General features: G+C 66.9%; 17 protein-coding genes. 3 read left to right on the top strand and 14 right to left on the bottom strand.

Going from position 1 to position 16,238, the window contains the following annotated elements; all coding sequences use genetic code 11:
• The first annotated feature begins 190 nt into the window (after nt 1-190).
• The gene (locus ACOQFR_RS00465) at nt 191-928 is read left to right on the top strand and encodes a TorF family putative porin (protein ID WP_421377506.1); all 738 of its coding nucleotides are present in this window, start codon (nt 191-193) and stop codon (nt 926-928) included.
• Nucleotides 929-1,041: 113 nt separating this feature from the next.
• Here ACOQFR_RS00465 and ACOQFR_RS00460 read toward each other — a convergent pair whose 3' ends face one another.
• The 3 genes from ACOQFR_RS00460 to ACOQFR_RS00450 form a co-directional block, all read right to left on the bottom strand.
• Nucleotides 1,042-2,499: a hypothetical protein gene (locus ACOQFR_RS00460; RefSeq protein WP_421377504.1), complete on the bottom strand. Its 1,458-nt coding sequence runs from the start codon at nt 2,497-2,499 to the stop codon at nt 1,042-1,044.
• Nucleotides 2,469-3,506 (bottom strand): L-threonine 3-dehydrogenase, encoded by a 1,038-nt coding sequence (tdh, locus tag ACOQFR_RS00455; RefSeq protein ID WP_421377502.1) that lies wholly within the window; start codon nt 3,504-3,506, stop codon nt 2,469-2,471. The genes ACOQFR_RS00460 and tdh overlap by 31 nt, the downstream gene beginning before the upstream one ends.
• 78 nt (nt 3,507-3,584) lie before the next feature.
• Nucleotides 3,585-4,724 (bottom strand): autotransporter outer membrane beta-barrel domain-containing protein, encoded by a 1,140-nt coding sequence (locus tag ACOQFR_RS00450; protein ID WP_421377500.1) that lies wholly within the window; start codon nt 4,722-4,724, stop codon nt 3,585-3,587.
• A 182-nt stretch (nt 4,725-4,906) separates the two neighbouring features.
• Between ACOQFR_RS00450 and ACOQFR_RS00445 the strand changes: the two genes are divergently transcribed.
• Entirely contained in the window at nt 4,907-6,979 is a 2,073-nt protein-coding gene (locus ACOQFR_RS00445) for a S46 family peptidase (RefSeq protein WP_421377593.1), read from the top strand.
• 17 nt (nt 6,980-6,996) lie between these two features.
• Nucleotides 6,997-8,382: an MBL fold metallo-hydrolase RNA specificity domain-containing protein gene (locus ACOQFR_RS00440; RefSeq protein WP_421377499.1), complete on the top strand. Its 1,386-nt coding sequence runs from the start codon at nt 6,997-6,999 to the stop codon at nt 8,380-8,382.
• Between the two features lie 31 nt (nt 8,383-8,413).
• Here ACOQFR_RS00440 and ACOQFR_RS00435 read toward each other — a convergent pair whose 3' ends face one another.
• From ACOQFR_RS00435 to ACOQFR_RS00385, 11 genes are all read right to left on the bottom strand, one after another.
• Nucleotides 8,414-10,210 (bottom strand): monovalent cation:proton antiporter-2 (CPA2) family protein, encoded by a 1,797-nt coding sequence (locus ACOQFR_RS00435; protein ID WP_421377497.1) that lies wholly within the window; start codon nt 10,208-10,210, stop codon nt 8,414-8,416.
• 28 nt (nt 10,211-10,238) lie between these two features.
• Nucleotides 10,239-10,682 (bottom strand): hypothetical protein, encoded by a 444-nt coding sequence (locus ACOQFR_RS00430; protein ID WP_421377495.1) that lies wholly within the window; start codon nt 10,680-10,682, stop codon nt 10,239-10,241.
• Nucleotides 10,683-10,712: 30 nt separating this feature from the next.
• Entirely contained in the window at nt 10,713-11,099 is a 387-nt protein-coding gene (locus ACOQFR_RS00425) for a hypothetical protein (RefSeq protein ID WP_421377493.1), read from the bottom strand.
• 117 nt (nt 11,100-11,216) lie between these two features.
• Nucleotides 11,217-11,645 (bottom strand): DUF1801 domain-containing protein, encoded by a 429-nt coding sequence (locus tag ACOQFR_RS00420; protein ID WP_421377492.1) that lies wholly within the window; start codon nt 11,643-11,645, stop codon nt 11,217-11,219.
• Between the two features lie 39 nt (nt 11,646-11,684).
• A complete protein-coding gene (locus ACOQFR_RS00415) occupies nt 11,685-12,095 on the bottom strand; it encodes an SseB family protein (protein WP_421377490.1) in 411 nt (136 codons plus the stop codon).
• Entirely contained in the window at nt 12,095-12,304 is a 210-nt protein-coding gene (locus ACOQFR_RS00410) for a hypothetical protein (RefSeq protein ID WP_421377488.1), read from the bottom strand. Before ACOQFR_RS00410 ends, ACOQFR_RS00415 begins: the two co-directional genes overlap by 1 nt.
• A 188-nt stretch (nt 12,305-12,492) precedes the next feature.
• On the bottom strand, nt 12,493-12,957 hold the full coding sequence (locus tag ACOQFR_RS00405) for a GNAT family N-acetyltransferase (protein WP_421377486.1): 465 nt from the start codon (nt 12,955-12,957) through the stop codon (nt 12,493-12,495).
• 74 nt (nt 12,958-13,031) lie between these two features.
• Complete coding sequence (locus ACOQFR_RS00400) at nt 13,032-13,349, bottom strand: helix-hairpin-helix domain-containing protein (protein ID WP_421377484.1); 318 nt, start codon at nt 13,347-13,349, stop codon at nt 13,032-13,034.
• A 1,155-nt stretch (nt 13,350-14,504) separates the two neighbouring features.
• Complete coding sequence (locus tag ACOQFR_RS00395) at nt 14,505-14,831, bottom strand: pilus assembly protein PilP (protein ID WP_421377483.1); 327 nt, start codon at nt 14,829-14,831, stop codon at nt 14,505-14,507.
• A 76-nt stretch (nt 14,832-14,907) separates the two neighbouring features.
• Complete coding sequence (locus ACOQFR_RS00390; RefSeq protein WP_421377481.1) at nt 14,908-15,246, bottom strand: hypothetical protein; 339 nt, start codon at nt 15,244-15,246, stop codon at nt 14,908-14,910.
• 53 nt (nt 15,247-15,299) lie between these two features.
• Nucleotides 15,300-15,710 (bottom strand): hypothetical protein, encoded by a 411-nt coding sequence (locus ACOQFR_RS00385; protein ID WP_421377479.1) that lies wholly within the window; start codon nt 15,708-15,710, stop codon nt 15,300-15,302.
• Nucleotides 15,711-16,238: the final 528 nt, after the last annotated feature.

Here is a 16,238-nt window from a genome sequence, read left to right as displayed (position 1 = left end):
CGGGTCGAAGCGGCGGCGGGCAGAGTGCAATGGTGCACCGCCGCATGCCTTATGGCAGATGCCGACGGACACTATGCTCATTATTTTCAACACCCGGCCGGAATATGACACGGCCGGCGCAGGGCCCCACACCAGCACCACATAACCAGGCAAGACAGCGCCACTTACTGCCACCGACGAGGAGTTCCCGATGACCCGCCACACCCTTTCGCTCGCGCTCGCCGCCGCGCTGTTAGCGCTGCCCCTGACTTCCTTCGCCCAGGACGAGGTCGCCACCGAGGAAGTGGCGGTCGAGGAAGAGGAATCCATCTTCAGCTGGAACGCCACCCTGGCAAGCGACTACGTCTTCCGCGGCGTGTCCCAGACCGACGAGGAAGCGGCCCTGCAGCTGGGCGCCGACCTGAACTTCGACAACGGCTTCTACGTCGGCGTCTGGGGTTCGAACGTGGACTTCGGCAGCGGCGGCCCAGACATCGAGATCGACACCTACATCGGCTGGAACGTCGACCTCAGCGACCGCTGGAACCTGGACCTGATGCTCAACCGCTACAACTACCTGGGCGAGCAGGACGGCTTCGGCGACGGCGACTACAACGAGTTCATCACCACCCTGGCCCTGGACGAGACCTACAGCCTCACGGTCGGCTACACGAACGACGTCTACAATCTCGACGACGACGGTTTCTACTACGGCATCGCCGGCAGCTGGACGCTGGGTTACGACGTCGGCCTGGACGTCAGCTTCGGCCACAGCACCTTCGGCGACACCGGCATCGAGGACTACAACGACTGGTCGGTCTCGGTGAACCGCGACTTCGGCCCGGTGAATGCGGCCCTGGGCTTCTACGGCACCGACGCCAGCGGCGACAACAACTTCGGCGACGTGGCCGACAACCGCCTCGTGCTGAGCTTCTCGATCGGCGGCTGATTCACCTGCTGCTGCTGTATCAGAAGGGCCGCGCATCTGCGCGGCCTTTCTGTTTGCGTCGTGTTGGGTCTTGCGCCTCCCCGGTACGCCCGGCACCCGATCCAGCGCCGAACTCAATAGGTGCCGTGAGCCGGCCGGGTAGGGAAAGACAGATCGCGCCGGTAGGGCGGGGCGCCGGGATAGGGAAGGCGGGTGACCAGGCTCCAGCCGCGTTCGGTCAGCTCGCGCTCCGCGCGCGGGCTGAGCGCACCGGCCACCAGCAGCGTGCGGCGCGGGCGGTTGCCCACCGTGGGCAGATCGAACCAGCGACGGATTTCTGGGGTCCAGGCCAGCCAGTCCACCGCCAGCGGCAGCACGAATTCTCCGCTGGTGGTTTCGTAGGCCAGCAGCGCGCCCTGCGGCACGAAGCGCCCGCCGGGTGCGTCCTCGTCCAGCGCGTGCTGCATCAGGCGCAGCGCGCTGACCACGAAGCGGGCCTGGGCTTCGTCGCCGGCCATCAGCGCGGTCTCCAGAAGCGCCTCGCAACCTGCCGACGGATCAAGGGCAGTCACCAGGTCGGTGAACGCGGTTTGCAGGCTGGGCGTGTAGGCGCCGTCGGAGAGGAAGGCGCGGATCAGGCGCTCGTCGGCGCAGTGCTCGGACAGCAGGCCGAAGTTGCGCACCTTGAGTTGTTCGGGCTGCGCTTCAAGCACCAGTCGGTTGATCTGCACCGCACGCACCAGCGCTTCGCCCGCCGGGCCGCCGATCAGGCCCAGCACTTCGCCGGTGGCCAGGCGGCCGCCGGTCTCGGCCCAGGCCAGCGCGTCGAGCCGCGGCACAATCAGCGGATTTCGCGTGTAGGGATCCACGGCCAGCCGGTCGGCCAGCGCGCGCCGCGCGCCGGGGTAGCCGATCTCGCTCTTGGCCAGCTTCATCACGTCGCGGCCGCGGCGCTGCCACCAGCTGCGCGAGGGACCGTCCTTCTGGCCCGAAGCCCCCAGCGGCCCGTCCGGGCGATCGTAGGGCGACCCGTCCACCATGATCACGTCGTGGCCCCGGTCGGCCAGGCGGCGCACCCGGCTGCGAAGCTGCTGCCAGCGTTCGCCGAAGTAGCGGCCCACGCCGCGCGGCAAGCCGCGCGCGGTGCGTCCGGGCTCGTCCGCGATCGCGCCGACCGCGTTCACCGGCTCGCCGAACTTGCCGGCCGTGGACTCAAGCAACACCTGGCTCACGCCGGCGCGATGCAGCGCTTCCACCGCCGGCATTTCAGCGATGCGCGCGGCCAGCAGCTCGACGCTGTCGGCTTCAAGCTCGCCCCAGTCGGTGTAGATGCGGAAGCGCGCCTGGTAGCCGCGCACCTGCACCTGCGGGTCCACGCGCCAGCCGGGGCCGGACAGCAGCCGCGCGTCCACCAGCTCCGATGCCACCAGCTCGGGCTCGCGCTCGGCCCAGGCCGGCGCTGGAACCAGCGCGAACGCGCAGGCCAGCCACGCCGCCAGCACCCCGGCGGGGCGCAGGCGGCGACGAGGGGCGGGGCGGGGCGGGGCGACGGCGGAGCGCGTCAGGACCAGCTGCAGACGACCTTGCCGCACTGTCCCGAGTCCATCAGGTCGAAGCCCTTCTGGAAGTCGTCGATGTGCACCTGGTGGGTCAGCACCTTCTGCAGCGGGAAACCCGACTGCACCAGCTGCGTCATCTTGTACCAGGTCTCGTACATCTTGCGGCCGTAGATGCCGTGCAGGGTGAGGCCCTTGAAGATCACTTTGTCCCAGTTGATGCCGGCGCCGTTGGGCAGGATGCCCAGCAGGGCGATCTTGCCGCCGTGGTACATCGCGTCGAGCATGTCGTTGAAGGCGTGCGGGTTGCCGCTCATCTCCAGCGCCACGTCGAAGCCTTCCATGTGCAGCTCTTTCATCGTGTCCTTCAGCGACTGCTTGGACACGTTGACCACGCGCGTGGCGCCCATGTCGGCCGCCAGCTTCAGGCGGTAGTCGTTGACGTCGGTGACCACCACGTTGCGCGCGCCGATGTGCTTGCAGATGCCGGCGGCGATGATGCCGATCGGGCCGGCGCCGGTGATCAGCACGTCCTCGCCGACGACGTCGAACTCCAGCGCGCAGTGCGCGGCGTTGCCGTAGGGGTCGAAGAACGCGGCCAGCTCGGACGGGATCGAGTCCGGGATCGGCCACAGGTTGCTGGCCGGCATCACGATGTATTCGGCGAAGGCGCCATGTCGGGTGACGCCGATGCCCACGGTGTTGGGGCACAGGTGCTGGCGGCCGGCGCGGCAGTTGCGGCAGTGGCCGCAGACCAGGTGGCCTTCGGCCGACACGCGGTCGCCGGCGGAATAGCCGGTGACGCCCGGACCCATTTCGACGATGCGGCCGACGAACTCGTGGCCGATCACCAGGCCCGGCGTGATCGTGCGCTGGCTCCACTCGTCCCACTTGTAGATGTGCAGGTCGGTGCCGCAGATCGCGGTCTTCTCGAGCTTGATCAGCACTTCGTTCGGGCCGGGCGAGGGCACCGGCACCTGTTCCATCCAGATGCCCTTTTCCGCGTGGCGCTTCACCAGCGCCTTCATCATCTGCTGTGCCATGGTCGTGTCCGGCAGGGCCCCTCGGGCCTGAGGGCGGCGATTATACCCGCCGCCCGCACACCGGCCGGAACGGCCCGTTCAGGGAAGCTCGAAGCGCCAGCCCACCGACAGGATGCGTTCCTGCAGGAAATCTTGGCCGAAGCGCTGCCGGTACTCGACGAAGGCCGAGTGACCGCCGGTGAACACGAACACGGCGCCCAGGCTGGCCTCGCCCCAGCCGGTGTCGGCATCGTCGGTCTCGAACACCACCGGCGTGCCGTTGAGGTCCTCCACGAAGCGCACCGTCAGCGGGCGCGCCGGGTTGGCGTACTCGTGCCGCCAGCCCACCCGGGCCAACGGCTGCAACACGCCCCAGCCGGTGGACAGGGTGCGGCCCAGGCTGGCGTCCAGGCGGCCGCGCCGGCTGACGATGGCGCGACCTGGAACGGTCAGGGCCAGGCCGGCGCCCCCGGTTTCGCGGTAGGGCTCGATGCTCGTGCGCTGCCAGTCCAGGCCGGCGCCCAGCTGCCATTCCCAGGCGCCCTGCGACCGCGCCCAGGTCAGGCCCAGGCCGGCCAGGTCGCGCTCGGCATCGGGTCGGGCCGAGGCGGCGGCGTCCACGCCACCGCCCGCGACGAATCGGTAGTTGATGCGCCGCTGGATGCGGTAGTCACCATCGAGGCGGCCCGCGTAGCCGTCCAGCGACCACTGCTCGCCCAGGTTCCAGCCGCCTAGCGCCATCAGGCCGGTGAAGCGCGTGCGCAGGCTGCCGTCGGACAGCGTGAAATCGAGTTCATCGCGGGCGTGGTTGAGCAGCAGCCCCAGGCGCCAGTCGGTGCCGGGTGCCCAGTCGACGCCGGCGCTGATGGCGCCGGTGTCGCCGTCGAAGGGTGCTTCATTTACGCCATCCCGGCGCTTGAGGCGGCCGGTGTCGGCGCTGGCGAACAGCGACCACCCGGCGCCGAGCTCGGTGCGAAGATCGCCGTCCTCGGGCGCGCCGTCGCGCGTGGCCGCGCGGCCCTGGCCCGGAATCTCGCCGAGGAAATTGCCGGCCGCCGCGATATCGCGGCTGCCGGGACCGCCCGCGAAGATCTCCGCGCAGCGCGCCGCCAGCGGACCTGCGGGAACGGCGCCGGCGCAGACCGCGTCCCAGCGGGCCGACAGTGCGGCATCGGGTGATTGCGCCCACGCGGAGCCCGTGCCGAAGGCTGCCAAGACCAGGACCCGCCCGACCCTCATCGTCGCCCGCATATCCGCTCCCGATTGTCTCCTGCCGAAAGTCTATACCGGCCACCGGCCCGCGCCCATGCGGGCGCTGGTACGCTTGGGGTCTTGCCCGCGTCCCAAGGAAAGCCACCATGCGTCTTGCCGTACTCGTCGTCGCCCTGTCCGCGTCCCTGGCCGTGCAGGCCAAGGAAGGCATGTGGGTCCCGCAGCAGCTGCCCGAGATCGCCGGCCCCCTGAGCCAGGCCGGCCTGAAGCTGGATCCGAAGCAGCTGGCCGACCTCACCGGCGATCCGATGGGCGCCGTGGTGGCGCTGGGGGGTTGCACCGCCTCCTTCGTGTCGCCCGAGGGCCTGGTGGTCACCAACCATCACTGCGCCTACGGCGCGATCCAGCTCAACTCCACCGCCGAGCGCAATTTGATGAAGGACGGCTTCAACGCCGCCACGCGCGCGCAGGAAGTCTCCGCCGGCCCCAACGCCCGCGTCTACGTGATGGACCAGATCACCGACGTCACCGACCAGGTGCTGGCCGCCACCAACCCGTCGCAGGACGGCCTGGCCAGGCAGAAGGCGATCGAAGGCGCGCAGAAGGCCCTGATCGGCGACTGCGAGACCGAGCCCGGCATGCGCTGCACGCTCTACAGCTTCTTCGGTGGCCAGACCTACCGCCTGTTCCGCCAGATCGAGATCAAGGACGTGCGCCTGGTCTATGCGCCTCCGGGTGCGATCGGCAACTACGGCGGTGAAGTGGACAACTGGATGTGGCCGCGCCACACCGGCGATTTCGCGTTCTACCGCGCCTACGTGGGCAAGGACGGCAAGCCGGCCCCGTACTCGGCCGACAACGTGCCCTTCAGGCCGCGCCAGCACCTGCGCCTGGCCACCGACGCGCTGCAGACCGGCGACTTCGTGATGGTGGCCGGCTACCCGGGCAGCACCAACCGCTACGCGCTGTTCGATGAATTCCAGTCCGTGGCCGAGTGGCAGTATCCGGTGCAGGGCAAGTACCTGCAGGACGTGGTGGGCCTGGTGGACGCCGCCGGCAAGGCCGACCCCGAGATCGCCGTGAAGTACGCCGCCACCATCCGCGGCTGGCAGAACGCGATGAAGAACTGGCAGGGCCAGCTTGAGGGCTTCGAACGCATTGACGCGCTGGACAGCAAGCGCCGCCAGGAAGACGCCGTGCTGGCCTGGCTGCGCAGCCGCGGCAAGGACGGCCAGCCCGCGCTGGACGCCCATGCGCGCCTGGTGGCCGTGGCCGCCGAGGCCCGCAAGACCCGTCTGCGCGACGCGCTGGTGGGCCAGTTCGCCAACACCGGACTGCTCTCGAACGTGCGCGGCCTGTACCGCCTGTCGATCGAACGCGCCAAGCCCAACGCCGAGCGCGCCGCCGGGTACCAGGAACGCGACCTGCCGGGCTTCGACGGTGCCATCCGCCAGCTCGAGCGCCGCTACGACCCGAAGATGGAAAAGCAGCTGCTGGCCTACTGGCTGGGCGAATACGTGAAGCTGCCGGCCGACCAGCGCGTGGCCGCCATCGATGCCTGGCTGGGTGGCAATGACGCGGCCGCGATCCAGCGCGCGCTGGACGACACCTACGCCAGGACCACGCTGGGCGGCACCGATGCCCGCCTGGCCCTGCTCAATGCCGACCGCGCCAGCTTCGAATCCAGCACCGATCCGCTGCTCAAGCTGGTGGTGGCCCTGCAGCCGGCCATGATGCAGCTCGAGGACACCGCCAAGGCGCGCAGCGGCGAAAGCAGCCGCTACCGTCCGGTCTACCTGGCCGCCGTGCAGGAGTACAAGCGCAGCCAGGGCGAGGGCGTCTATCCCGATGCCAACCTCAGCCTGCGCATCACCTACGGCAACGTGAAGGGCTACACGCCGCGGGATGGCGTGGAGTACACGCCCTTCACCACGCTCGATGGCGTGGTGGCCAAGGCCACCGACACCGAACCCTTCAACGCGCCCAAGGCGCAGCTCGACGCCATCGCGGCAATGAGCCCGCAGCAGCGCGCCGCGGTGCCGGTGAACTTCCTGTCGGACCTGGACATCACCGGCGGCAACTCCGGGTCGCCCGTGCTCAACGGCAAGGGTGAGCTGGTGGGCCTGGCCTTCGACGGCAACTGGGAATCGGTGAGCTCGAACTGGGTGTTCGACGAAGCCATGACCCGCATGATCTCCGTGGACCACCGCTACATGCTGTGGATCATGGACAAGGTCTACCCGGCGCCGCAGTTGCTGCAGGAGATGGGCGCCAAGCGCTGAGGCGCGCCGCCCCGGCCATGCGCGTACGCTTCCACGGTGCCGCCGGCGAGGTCACCGGCTCCTGCCACGAGGTGGAAGCCGCGGGCCATCGCCTGCTGCTGGACTGCGGCATGATCCAGGGCAGCGAGGAAGACGAGCGCCGCAACGAGGAGCCGTTCGGCTTCGATGCGGCGCGCGTGGACGCGGTGGTGCTCAGCCACGCCCACATCGACCACTGCGGGCGCCTGCCGCTGCTGGTCAAGCGCGGATTCACCGGGCCGATCTGGGCGCAGGCGGCCACGGCCGACCTGCTGCGCATCATGCTCGAGGACGCCGCGTCGCTGGCCGAGATGGACGCGATGCAGGACAACAAGCACCGGCGCGACGGGCACGCCCGGCACCAGCCGCTCTTCACGAAAGCCGAGGTGAAGCGCGTGCTGGCCCAGGTGCGGCCGCTGGGCTACGGCGCGCCGCACGACATCCTGCCCGGCATCCGCCTGACCCTGCGCGATGCCGGCCACATCCTGGGCTCGGCCAGCGTCGAGCTGGCGGTGCGCGAGGACGGCGGCGAACGCGTTCTGGTGTTCTCCGGCGACCTCGGCCCCAAGGGCACGCCGATCCTGCGCGACGCCGCGCCGGTGCCGCGCGCCGACCTGCTGCTGATGGAATCCACCTACGGCAACCGCCGCCACCGCGAACGCGCGGCCACCCTGGCCGAGATCGGCGAGGTGCTGGAGCGGGCCTGGAACGAGGGTGGCAACGTGCTGATCCCCGCATTTGCGGTCGGCCGCAGCCAGGAGCTGCTGTACTGGTTCGCCCGCTATTTCGACGAGTGGAAGCTGGCGCGCTGGAAGATCTTCCTCGACAGCCCCATGGCCGCGAAGGGGGTCGAGGTCTACGACCGCCACGAGAGCCTGTTCGACCCGCAGGCGCAGAAGGTGTGGCGCGGTCGGCCGCATCCTTTCCGGCTGCCGAACCTGCAGTTCACCGCGGACGTGGAGCAGTCGCGCGCCATCAACGGGCACGAGCGCGGCGCGATCATCATCGCCGGCTCGGGCATGTGCAACGGCGGCCGCATCCGGCACCACCTGCGGCAGAACCTGGGCCGCCCGCAGGCGCACGTGATGTTCGTGGGCTACCAGGCCCACGGCACGCTGGGCCGCCGCCTGGTGGACGGCGCGCGCGAGGTGCGGCTGTTCGGCGAGCCGATCCACGTGCGCGCCACCATGCACACGGTCGGCGGACTGTCGGCGCACACCGACCAGCCCGGCCTGCTGGCCTGGTACGCGCAGATCGAGAACCGCCCGCCCGTGCTGCTGGTGCACGGCGAGGACGATGCGCGCGAGGCGCTGGCCGAACAGATGCGCGCGAAGTTCGGCAGTGACGTGGTGCTGGCGCGTCCCGGCATGGAGCGCGAGGTCTAGGGCAACCGCAGGGCCGGCGCGCCGCGACGGCTCAGTCGCTGCGTTCGGGTTCCGCCGCGGCTGCCTGGGGCGTGGCCTTCAGGCCGTGCGGCACCGCGTTGCCGTAGATCAGCGCGCGCCCGGCGAACAGGCCGCCGGCCGTCTCGAGCTCGAAGCGCTCGCCATCGCGGCGGCGCACGTCGGCGAGCACCTGGGCCGCTTCCTCCGGCGACACTGCCAGCTCGCGCAGCGTGGCCTCGCCGAAGGCCATGGCCGACTCGAACACCTCGCGGATGTGGAAATCCACGCCCGCCTTGACCAGCTCGAACGCATGCTCGCGGTCGATCGCCCGCACCATCAGCTTGGCGTGCGGGAACTCGGGCCGCGCCAGCTCGACGATGCGGTTGGCGGCGGCGCGGTCGTCGATGCAGACCAGGATGGCGCAAGCCTCATCGGCCCCGGCCGCGTGCAGCACGTCCATGCGGGTGCCGTCGCCGTAGTGGACCTTGAAGCCGAAGTCGGCGGCGTTTCGGATGTCCTCGGTGCTGGTCTCGATGATCACGATCTCGAAGCCGCGCGCCAGCAGCGGCTGGCTGACGATCTGGCCGAAGCGGCCGAAGCCGATCAGCAGCACCTTGGCCTTGAGGTCGCGCGCTTCCTCCACGCCCTCCATCGACGGCGCCGCGGCCTTGGACAGCTTGCGCAGCGCGATCACGAACAGCGGCGTCAGCGCCATCGACAGCACCACGATGGCGGTCATGTTTGCGTTCACGCGGGCGTCGATCACGCCGGCGGCAGCCGCGGCCGAAAACAGCACGAAGGCGAACTCGCCGCCCTGCGCCATCAGCACCGCCCGGTCCAGGGCTTCGGCGTGGCCGCTCTTCATCAGTCGCGCCACGGCATAGATGCACAGGCCTTTCACCGCCATCATCGCCAGCACGCCCGAGGCGATCAGCGGCCAGCTGGCCCAGACCACGTCCAGCTCCAGCGACATGCCCACCGCCAGGAAGAACAGGCCCAGCAGGATGCCGCGGAAGGGCTCGATGTCGGCCTCCAGCTGGTGCCGGAAGCTCGACTCCGACAGCAGCACGCCGGCCAGGAACGCGCCCATCGCCATCGACAGCCCGCCCAGCTGCATCAGCAGCGCCGCGCCCAGCACCACCAGCAGAGCCGCGGCGGTCATCACCTCGCGCGCGCGCGCCTTGGCCAGCACACGGAACATCGGGTTGAGCAGCCACACGCCCGCCATCACCAGCGCGGCCAGCGAGCCCAGGCCGATGCCGATCGCGCGCCAGCGTTCCACCGCCGCCACCGGCGCCGCATCGGCCGGCGACATGAAGGCCACGATCGCCAGCAGCGGCACGATCAGCATGTCCTCGAACAGCAGCACCGCCACGATGCGCTGGCCGCGGGGCAGGGCGACATCGCCGCGCTCGCCCAGCAGCTGCATCACGATCGCCGTGGACGTGAGCACGAAGCCCATGGCGCTGATGAAGGACACGCCGAGGGGAAAGCCGAAGGCCAGCCCCACGCCGGTCAGCATCAGCCCGCACAGGCCGATCTGCAGCGAGCCCAGCCCGAAGATCTCGCCGCGCAGGCTCCACAGGTGCGTGGGCCGCATTTCCAGGCCGATCACGAACAAGTACATCACCACGCCCAGCTCGGCCGTGTGCAGGATGGCCTGCGGGTCCGAGAACAGTCCCAGGCCGAAGGGACCAATGGCCAAGCCCGCGGCCAGGTAGCCCAGCACCGAGCCCAGGCCCAGGCGCTTGAACAGCGGCACGGCAACCACCGCGGCGCCCAGCAGCACCACCACGTTGAGGAGTTCGTTGCCCGATTCGGTGGCCATGGCTCAGCGGGTCAGGAGCTGCGGCGACTCAGGGAACGCGGGTGTAGTAGGCGCCGCTTTCATTCGTGATGCGGTCGCGCGCGGGCGAGACGGTGGCGTCGAACGCGACCTCGCGGCCATTGACCTGGAAGGCCATGGACAGCGTGGAGCCGCTCAGCGACCAGCGACCGTCGTAGGCCTTGACGCCCTGCGCGTCCTGGATCTGCAGCGCGCCGCCGTCGGCGAACACCAGCAGATCCTTGGGGCTGTTGTCCGGGTCGTAGCTGAGCTCCCAGGTGCCGAGCAGCCAGGCCTGCGCGTCGTCGGCATCGGCCGGGGCACTGACGGCCGGCACGGACGCCGTGGGCGCAGCCGCGGGGGCGGCATCGGCGGTCACTGCGGGCGCAGCGGACGGCGCGGGTTCCGGCGCGGGCGCAGCGGAACAGGCGGCCAGCAGTACGGCGAGGGCGATCAGGGCAAACCTGGAGGTCATGGAGGTATCCATTGTTGTCGGAGCCCAATGCTAACCGGCGGGATCGGTGGCGAACAGGAAATGGTTGTACCAGGGCAGCTGCGGCGGCGCGGGCACGTCGTGGCCGGAGAGGGCCTTTTCCAGGCAGCCGGCGTAGGGCGACGCGGGCCGCAGCACCACGCGATACGGCGCGCCGGCGGTGAACTCGAAGTAGCCGTGGACATCCTGCTGTTCCGGGTGCCGGGTGGCGCAGTCCTTCATCGCCGGCACCAACGCAGGCAGGGCCTGCATGGCCAGGCCCAGCTTGCGGTCGTAGGCGGCGCCGGCTTCGGAGGCGAGGTTCTCGCGGGCCTTCGCCAGTTTGGTGTCGAAGTCATCGACGGCTGCCAGCACGGGCTGGCAGGCGAGGGCGAACAGCAGCAGGCAGGCGGGCTTCATGACGGGAGGCTTCCGGTGGGCGCTGCGTGCAAGCTTGTCGCAGCGGGGCGTCGGGAACAAGGCGGGCTGAGAGCGATGTCGTCTGCGTGTGCGCGCAGGTGTCGCCGGGACGCCGGATTACGGCGCCGTGTCGGGATGGCGACGTCGGATCTCGGCCACGGAGCCTTTCACAAGGGCTTCCAGCACCTTCGGGTCCACGTCCGCCAGGTTCTTGATGTACAGGCAGGACTTTCCCATCTTGTGCTTGCCCAGCCTGGCCAGCAGCTGCTGCTGGTCCGGCGTTTCCGAAACGATGTAGACCACCAGTTCGCGGCCGCGGATGGCAAAGCCGGTGGCACAGGCCTCGCCGGTGCGGCCGCTGTCATAGCGATAGCGGTAGCTGCCGTAGCCGACGATGCTCGGGCCCCACATCTTTGGCGATTCCTTGGTGACGCGCTTGAGCAGGGACATCAACTCGCGGCAGTCGGCCAGTTGCGCCGGCGAAGCGCGCGATGCGAGGTAGTCTTCGATGCTGGCCGACGTGGGTTTGGTCTTGGCCTCAGTCATGGGACGGCTCCTCCTGGCTTCGCGATGGTGGTCGGCAGTTCAGTGGTCGGACATCGCTTCCACCCGCAGCGCCGCGACTTCGTCGGGCGTCAGGGCAATTGAATACTTGTAGCCCGGATTGACCGCGATGCCGAACGGCGGCCGCGTGATCCGAAGCGCCCATTCAAACCCGGTCACCAGCACGTGCTGGAAAGCGGGCTGCTGCTTGATCCAGGGCGTGGCCTTCTCCGGTCGGGTGAAGATGGCCAGCACGGGAAAGCCCTGGTCGGCGTTCAGGGTGAGGGGCTTGAAGTCGGGTGGCAAGGCGCCGTTCTCCAGGCCCTTGTCCAGCGGCACGGCGATGCGTGACTGCCGCAGGGCGGCCAGCAGTTGCGGCCGCAGCGCGGCGTTGTCCGCGCTGCGAATGATCAGGTCTTCCAGCAATCCAGGCTGGCCAGGGGCAGGGTTCATCAGAGCTCGTCGAGCACCGAGTCCGAGAAATTGAATGAGTTCATCAACCACGCTTCCTTAATCAGGTCGAATTCGCCCTTCAGGTCGCCGGTCGCCACCTGGGTCATCACCTTGTCGCAGAAAGCCCGGGTCTCGGCCTCCGACTGGAAATCGCGCGCCGACAGGGTGGCCGGGACGAGCAGTGCAAAGAGAAGCAGCAATCGGGTCATGGACGTTCCTGGGACCGTGGATGGGGGCGAGCGCCCGGGCAAGGTGTCGGCGTGAACCGACGACCCGTCCGGAGCGTAGGTCAGCGCACGCGGGACGGCAAGCATCTCGCCCTGTTGGAGGCGGTTCCGCCGAGCCACCAGCCCCGGACGACGCTTGCCGAAAGCCCCGTGCCATGTCCAAAGAAGGACTAGCCGAGACGCTTGACCATGAAGACGTTGAAGTCCGTGGCCGTGTAGTCGCCGAACGCGCCGCTCCACTCGAAGCCATTGCGCTGGTAGAGCCGATGGGCGGGCTCAAAACTGGGGCCGGTGCCGGTCTCGAGCAACAGACGCGAGTAGCCGCGCTCGATTGCCGTCAGCATGATCCTGTCGAGAATGGACTGGCCGACGCCCATGCCCAGGTAGGCGGGGCGTGTACGCATGGACTTGACCTCACCGGTCCGCGAATCCAGCTGCTTCAGCGCGCCGCATCCGCACAGGTTCCCGTCGATCCATGCCGTCCAGAAGGTGACGCTGGGGTCCTGCAGGCTGCTGATCGCGAGCGCATTCACATGGCCAGGCGGGGAACTGCCGTGCATGCCATTGAGGTGCTCGTTGATGAGCGCGTGGACCTGCGTCGAGGCTAGGTCGTCTTGAAGAATCTCGATGGCCATCCTGCACCTCCCTTAGAGGTTCTCCATGGACGCCTCCGGCGGCGGCATCACGCGCCCCGCGGCATTTCGCAGCGTCACGATGGCCGATGAGAATCAAGAAAGCGAAGGTCCCCGTAGCGTTGCTTGCGCTGGTCCGTGAAGTGCCACCATGGTTTCGGGGGATTGCCGGCCAGGAAATCCGTGACCGAAATGAAGACATCCAGGACACACGGGTCCTGATGGGTGCCGGTAACGCGGATGAGCGTCCTGTACAACTCGAGCGGGTCCGCGCCCGTCAGCTGAAGGGGACTGGTGAAACCCAGGACCTCGAAGTCCCCGGCGGCGGCGGGACCGATGTTCGGCAGGTCGGTGAACTTCTTCAGCTTTTCGCGGACAACCTTTGCTGGATTCATGACAGCTGACGCCTCGTGCCGTGGCCGGGGGGATGTCGTCGGATGATGGTTGGGTGATGCCGCCAAGTCCACTCGAACGAATGATTGGGGGGGGACGCGCCGTCGAGCCTATGGGGTGCGCCCAGCACCTAGCAGCAGAATCCTTGCATCGCCGCCGGCCCGCGCGCTGGCCCAGATGAGATACGGGGCCAGGAAGGCGTCGGCTTGAATGTTGAGTTAGGCCTTAGCGTATCCAAGATACGTGCTGAGCGACATAGAAGGAACCTCGAAGACCCATAAGTCCGCCGGTGACTCCTGTCTCAAACCGGTGCACCGTGTCGCCTGGTTGGAGATGTGGGCGAAGCTCTCGAAGGATGACGGAGTCAGTCGGAGAAAGCGCTGCCAGTTCCTCAGCGCCAAGAGCCGGGCCGAGACTCTTGATGCTGCCCGGAGTGGGAAGGCACTCCGCCTTAACGACAACTGGCACCGGCCCTGTGCCCCGATAGGCCAACAACGCGAGCCCGGCTGCTCCTGCAAGCACGAGAGCACCGGTGATTATCGCCACGTGGCGCAAGCTGATTCGATTGCCTTGAACTGACATCTGAGGCCTAACGCCTAAGTTAAGCCGCGCCGAAGGCGTCAGCTTGAATTAACAGTTAGGGCCCTAGCCAGGATAGCTCAGCCCTGTTCGGCGAGCCTGCCATGAACCCGCGGAGCGAGGCAACGAACGAGTCGACTCCCGCCGGATCGCATCGCATGAACAGCGAGCCTCGCTCGTGCCGCCCGTTGTTTGCCGGGTCCTCCGCCTCAATGTGCGCCCATAGGCCTAGATGTCCAGTTCCATCCAGACAGGCGTAGTGAAGTTCGCAGGTGCCGGTACCTGGCGTGCAAAATCGGAAGACCACCTCCGAAGATGGAGCAACAGGGAAGCCGGATAGCGCGGATGCAAGGGCCAGATGCTGGTCGTCATTGCCCCAAGCCGAAGTGCGGGCCGAAAAGAAATCGTTGGATAGTTGCAGTCGACAGCGGGTCAGGCCGTCGCCGTCATGCCAAAGATCACTTTCAATTGCCAATAAGGCTCGCATAGGGGCCTAACGCCTTGGTTATGCCGCGCCGAAGGCGTCGGCTTGAATGACTAGTTGGATTGCGCATTCTCGCAAAGCAAGTGGATTCAGCCTAGTTCGCGAACTCAATTTGTGCAGTTTTTTCGTACAAACCACCCTCGCCATCGGGATAGAGTTCAACCAGTTCAATCGCTTGCTCAGTTATCTTGGAGATACGCCCCTGATTCCTGCCGATGTAACTACCGACAATCACGCGGTGAGCATACCCGTCCGCATCCAGAACATATGCGGCATCGCCGCAAACATCCTTGCTAAACAGCCAATAGGAAAGTGACGGCAAGCTATATCTCTCCAACGCCTCCTTTTGCCTTGTTGCGCCTGCGTTACCAAGTGGCAAGAGGATCGCGAGCAGCAAGATCAGCAAAGCGTTCTTCGTCATGACGCGGCCTCAGAGATATAACACCAGAATTGAGCCGACCCGCGAAGCGGGTTCGGTTTGAATGAATTGTTAGGCCTCATGCCCGGAGATCATCAGAGCCAGAGCGTGGACCGTCGCCAAGAACTAGGGGCACCATCGTCTTTGTTCCATCGGAGAACATGACCATCCAAGTAAAATCAGGCTTCTCCTTAGCCCAGAAGCTGTCTAGGTAGGCCAGCAGCATATTCTGGAGTGACAGAACGTCATCGTCTCGGGCATCGGAATCGATGGTCAAGGTTATGCCAAGCTCGTTGAAGTAGCCCGCGAAATGATCCGAGGCGGAGGTGACGAATGGCCACTCCATGGTGATCGCCCGCACGCCTGCGACAACACGAGCCGCTAGCGCGGAATCTGGCAATCCTTTTTGCTTGCTCATGAGGCCTAACGCCTAAGTTAAGCCGCGCCGAAGGCGTCGGCTTGAATGATCAGTTAGGCCTCATCCGGCCCGTTTGTGTTGCGGTGAAATGCCGTCGCCAGCCAGCCCAAGCCGAACAAAATCAACGCGGGCCCTATACCGAGGGTAAGGAAGCCGCCTGAGTAGCTGGGTTGACGCTCCACGAAAGTGTTGTAAAGGACCCAGGCGACTATTGCTACGCCTATTCCAGCACACACCAGGCCGAACATTGCTTGGGGCACACCCATCAAGACACTGGCTACGCGAACTCGCCGACTCGGATTTGGGTTGTTGCGTAGTTCTTGCGCGAGATCGAACCAGTAGAGGATCGAAAGGACGAGACCAAGGGGGATGCCAACGCCAAACCAGCCACTGAGATTGAGTAACGGGAAAGACAGCACGAACACGGCGATCCAGAGGAGGAGTTTGCGCGCAGTGTTGGACATGAGGCCTAACGCCTGAGTTGAGCCGACCCAGGCAGTGGGTTCGGCTTGAATGATTGGTTAGGCCCACGAGCTATCCGCGTGACCTGTAGAAGGGCCTTATAACAAGATACAAGGGAAAAGCGACGACGAGGAGAACAACGCTGAATGTGTCGTGGCCAACTACTTCCGCAACCCCCTGCATGAATCGAGTCGAACCAAGAAGGCCTACCAGAATCACCGACGCCGCTAGCGCATAAAGCGCTGCATAGACATATCCGTGCTCGGAGATAGCAAGCAAGTCCGCGGGATGCAGCGTCGCGAAGGTGGCAACTGCGATACCAACCGTGACCAGAAAGCTCCGGCAGTAAATGGCCCAGGTTTGACTGTCTTTGCGACGGGACATTTGCTTGACGCCTAACGCCTAAGTTAAGCCGCGCCGAAGGCGTCGGCTTGAATGATTAGTTAGGCCTATTGGCCATGACAAGGCAACGGCGGCAACGCCGCGCCTTCTTCCAAGTAAGAATAGACTTCAACACGCGTAAGTCTCCA

It is taken from the genome of Arenimonas sp. MALMAid1274 (assembly GCF_049195245.1).
Classification (GTDB): domain Bacteria; phylum Pseudomonadota; class Gammaproteobacteria; order Xanthomonadales; family Xanthomonadaceae; genus Arenimonas.
Note: the sequence above shows the minus strand (reverse complement) of the source record. Positions and strands in the feature narration are given on the sequence as shown.

What these genes read in the sequence shown, in the direction of transcription:
- ACOQFR_RS00465 (WP_421377506.1), top strand. Translation starts at nt 191, where the DNA reads ATGACCCGCCACACCCTTTCGCTCGCGCTCGCCGCCGCGCTGTTAGCG.
- tdh (WP_421377502.1), bottom strand. Translation starts at nt 3,506, where the DNA reads ATGGCACAGCAGATGATGAAGGCGCTGGTGAAGCGCCACGCGGAAAAG.
- ACOQFR_RS00450 (WP_421377500.1), bottom strand. Translation starts at nt 4,724, where the DNA reads ATGAGGGTCGGGCGGGTCCTGGTCTTGGCAGCCTTCGGCACGGGCTCC.
- ACOQFR_RS00445 (WP_421377593.1), top strand. Translation starts at nt 4,907, where the DNA reads ATGTGGGTCCCGCAGCAGCTGCCCGAGATCGCCGGCCCCCTGAGCCAG.
- ACOQFR_RS00440 (WP_421377499.1), top strand. Translation starts at nt 6,997, where the DNA reads ATGCGCGTACGCTTCCACGGTGCCGCCGGCGAGGTCACCGGCTCCTGC.
- ACOQFR_RS00435 (WP_421377497.1), bottom strand. Translation starts at nt 10,210, where the DNA reads ATGGCCACCGAATCGGGCAACGAACTCCTCAACGTGGTGGTGCTGCTG.
- ACOQFR_RS00430 (WP_421377495.1), bottom strand. Translation starts at nt 10,682, where the DNA reads ATGACCTCCAGGTTTGCCCTGATCGCCCTCGCCGTACTGCTGGCCGCC.
- ACOQFR_RS00425 (WP_421377493.1), bottom strand. Translation starts at nt 11,099, where the DNA reads ATGAAGCCCGCCTGCCTGCTGCTGTTCGCCCTCGCCTGCCAGCCCGTG.
- ACOQFR_RS00420 (WP_421377492.1), bottom strand. Translation starts at nt 11,645, where the DNA reads ATGACTGAGGCCAAGACCAAACCCACGTCGGCCAGCATCGAAGACTAC.
- ACOQFR_RS00415 (WP_421377490.1), bottom strand. Translation starts at nt 12,095, where the DNA reads ATGAACCCTGCCCCTGGCCAGCCTGGATTGCTGGAAGACCTGATCATT.
- ACOQFR_RS00410 (WP_421377488.1), bottom strand. Translation starts at nt 12,304, where the DNA reads ATGACCCGATTGCTGCTTCTCTTTGCACTGCTCGTCCCGGCCACCCTG.
- ACOQFR_RS00405 (WP_421377486.1), bottom strand. Translation starts at nt 12,957, where the DNA reads ATGGCCATCGAGATTCTTCAAGACGACCTAGCCTCGACGCAGGTCCAC.
- ACOQFR_RS00400 (WP_421377484.1), bottom strand. Translation starts at nt 13,349, where the DNA reads ATGAATCCAGCAAAGGTTGTCCGCGAAAAGCTGAAGAAGTTCACCGAC.
- ACOQFR_RS00395 (WP_421377483.1), bottom strand. Translation starts at nt 14,831, where the DNA reads ATGACGAAGAACGCTTTGCTGATCTTGCTGCTCGCGATCCTCTTGCCA.
- ACOQFR_RS00390 (WP_421377481.1), bottom strand. Translation starts at nt 15,246, where the DNA reads ATGAGCAAGCAAAAAGGATTGCCAGATTCCGCGCTAGCGGCTCGTGTT.
- ACOQFR_RS00385 (WP_421377479.1), bottom strand. Translation starts at nt 15,710, where the DNA reads ATGTCCAACACTGCGCGCAAACTCCTCCTCTGGATCGCCGTGTTCGTG.